Annotated in this window: 1 protein-coding gene and 2 pseudogenes; 2 read left to right on the top strand and 1 reads right to left on the bottom strand. The window is 58.1% G+C overall.

Going from position 1 to position 2550, the window contains the following annotated elements; all coding sequences use genetic code 11:
• Nucleotides 1-80: 80 nt before the first annotated feature.
• Nucleotides 81-647: pseudogene (locus RBB42_RS27935) on the top strand (IS110 family RNA-guided transposase); the annotation flags it as partial.
• Nucleotides 648-881: 234 nt separating this feature from the next.
• On the opposite strand, the pseudogene RBB42_RS27930 reads toward RBB42_RS27935, so the two are convergent.
• Nucleotides 882-1226: pseudogene (locus tag RBB42_RS27930) on the bottom strand (transposase); the annotation flags it as partial.
• A 288-nt stretch (nucleotides 1227-1514) separates the two neighbouring features.
• Here RBB42_RS27930 and RBB42_RS27925 point away from each other — a divergent pair.
• Nucleotides 1515-2192: a GntR family transcriptional regulator gene (locus RBB42_RS27925; protein WP_082024845.1), complete on the top strand. Its 678-nt coding sequence runs from the start codon at nucleotides 1515-1517 to the stop codon at nucleotides 2190-2192.
• The last annotated feature ends 358 nt before the right edge of the window (nucleotides 2193-2550 follow it).

The following is a 2550-nucleotide window of genomic DNA, read 5'->3' as shown; positions in this document are numbered from 1 at the left end:
TGCCCTCCGTTCGGTTCCAATGGAACCATCATGGCATATGAGATGCCGTTGGTGGGGGCATCCACCGCATCAGTTCACACGCCCGTCTACGCCTCCTTCTCAGCGAACTGCTGGATTGCGGTGCCAGCTCGCTGAGCCCGCGCATGGCGTTCCTGATCAAAGATATGCGGTTGCGCTGGGAAGAACTGGATCGTCGCATCGCCGCCTTTGATGCTGAGTTCACAGCCATGGCGCGGACCGACGTCTGGGCGCGCCGACTGACAAGCATCCCCGGGATCGGCGCGCTGAACGCCACTGCACTGGTTGCCGCAGTCGGGGACGGCGCAACTTTCGACAAGGGGCGCGACCTCGCCGCCTGGTTGGGTCTCGTGCCCCGCCAAGCCACCACCGGTGGACGGCCAAGACTTTTGGGGATCACAAAGCGCGGAAGCCGGTATCTTCGCAAGATGCTGATCCAAGGCGCGCGATCGGCCATGCCATCGTTGGTGAAGAGCGACACGGCCGTTGGAGCATGGCTGCGTGGACTTCTCGCTCGCGCGCACCCCAATGTCGTCGTCGTCGCCCTGGCGGCCAAGATGGCACGCACTATCTGGGCGCTCCTTCGCCACGGGCAGACTTACAGCCCTGTGCCGTTGGCGACGAACTGAAGAACATGCGTCCGGTTGGGACAGTTTCGGACGCGACGAACTGCGAGTGGTAAAAGGAAGATGGCCTGACAGTCGATCGGCGTCCTGAAAACCTCCGGCGAAAAATGGCTCTCGAAGCCGGCCCCTTTATGAGGATTGGGACGCGCGGATCTCCATCTTGGCGGCGGCTATCGTGCCGACATGCCGGATACGTTTGTGCAGACTGATTACGCCGTCACCCAATCGTCGCTTGCCCCGGGGCGGGCCATACGTTTTCACGCCCAGGCTGGACGCTGTTCGGTGGGCTTTGAGATAGGTCGCATCGATCATCGCGGTCTTCTCTTCGCCGTGTTCGGCCGCCAACCCGGCCATCATCTGCGCGAAGATGCCCTTCTCGCTCCATCGCTTCCAGCGGTTGTAGAGTGTCTTGTGTGGGCCGTATTCCACAGGCGCATCGCGCCAACGCAACCCATTGCGATTGATGAAGATAATCCCACTCAGCACACGCCGGTCATCAACGCGCGGCTTGCCGTGGGACTTGGGAAAGTATGGCTCCAGACGCGCCATCTGCGCCTCGGTCAGCCAGAAGAGATCAGACATGTCACCGCTCGTTTTTCCAGCCATGAATCATGACGCAAGACGGAAATCAATGGGTCCTGAGCCTAGACAAGGCCAGCCGATACCGACAATGATCATCCACAATGACCCTCGCCTGAACGAAGGAAAATCTTGGGGCAAGTCAAGGTGCGCAAAAAATCGGAGGCGACAACGCATGACGGCATCACGCGGACCAATGAGCAGCAAATAGCCCTCGCACGGGGGACAAAAAGAACGTTCGTTTAACTGCACCACGTGCAAACGACGTACACAAGAAAGGCGTAGACGGAGTTGGCAGAACGAACAAAAACGCAATTCCAACAAGTGTCTTTGGCTGATCAGGCCAAAGATGCCCTCAAGAAAGAGATATTTTCAGGTGCGCTAAAACCCGGGGAGCGGATTGATATATCGGAGTATGCCAAGCGTTGGGCGATCAGTCCAACGCCTTTGCGGGATGCTCTAAAGAACCTCGAAGTCAGCGGCATCGTCGAAGTATCGCCACGCAGAGGCGTCTTTGTGGCGAAGCTCGATGAGAGAGCGTTCCGGGAAATTCTGGACCTTCGTATCTGTCTTGAGCCCGCGGCGGTGAGATTGGCCGCGCCGAATATTCCACGCGAGGTTGCGGAGGCAGCACGCGACGCTTACCTGAATGCAGGGAACGCGCGCCCCGAGGATCGTGTGGCTGCACTTGAAGAGGTCGACTTTCTTATTCACCGACTGGCCAAGGAATACTGTGGAAATTCTCGCCTAAAACGGATGTTGGAAAGCGCTTGGGACCAATTCCAGTGGAGCCGGCACGCCATCATTTGGAAAGTGGAAGTTCCTTTTGATCTCACGTTGCCTGAGCACATTCGTATTTGCGAATGTCTAATCAAAGGTGATGGCGCGTGCGCAGAAACGGCCATGCGGCAGCATTTGGAACACTCCCGAAAGCGGCTGAGTTCAAACACGCACGGGGTGGACACCTAGCCCGGATAATTCACGAGAGGCGGCGGAGGTAGCGTAACCGGTTGAAATGCAGTATGTTTTGGTTGTCGACACCAAACATACGGTTTTCAGGAGGAAGACCTCCGCCGCCTTCTCGTGAATTATCCGGGCTAACCGCTCCGCGGCGGTAGACGCAGCCAGGTGGTATCGGTCCAGAGCGCGATTTCGAGGTCCCAGCCCGCCTATTCGCCGGTTGCGCTTGCGGCGACAATGTAGCGGTCACCGTCGTCCGGGCCGGCAACCAATGTTTCTCGTTGAAGCTATGAACTGATGCGGTGGATGCCCCCACCAACGGCATCTCATATGCCATGATGGTTCCATTGGAACCGAACGGAGGGCA

It is taken from the genome of Mameliella sp. MMSF_3455 (assembly GCF_030733205.1).
Lineage (GTDB): Bacteria > Pseudomonadota > Alphaproteobacteria > Rhodobacterales > Rhodobacteraceae > Antarctobacter.
Note: the sequence above shows the minus strand (reverse complement) of the source record. Positions and strands in the feature narration are given on the sequence as shown.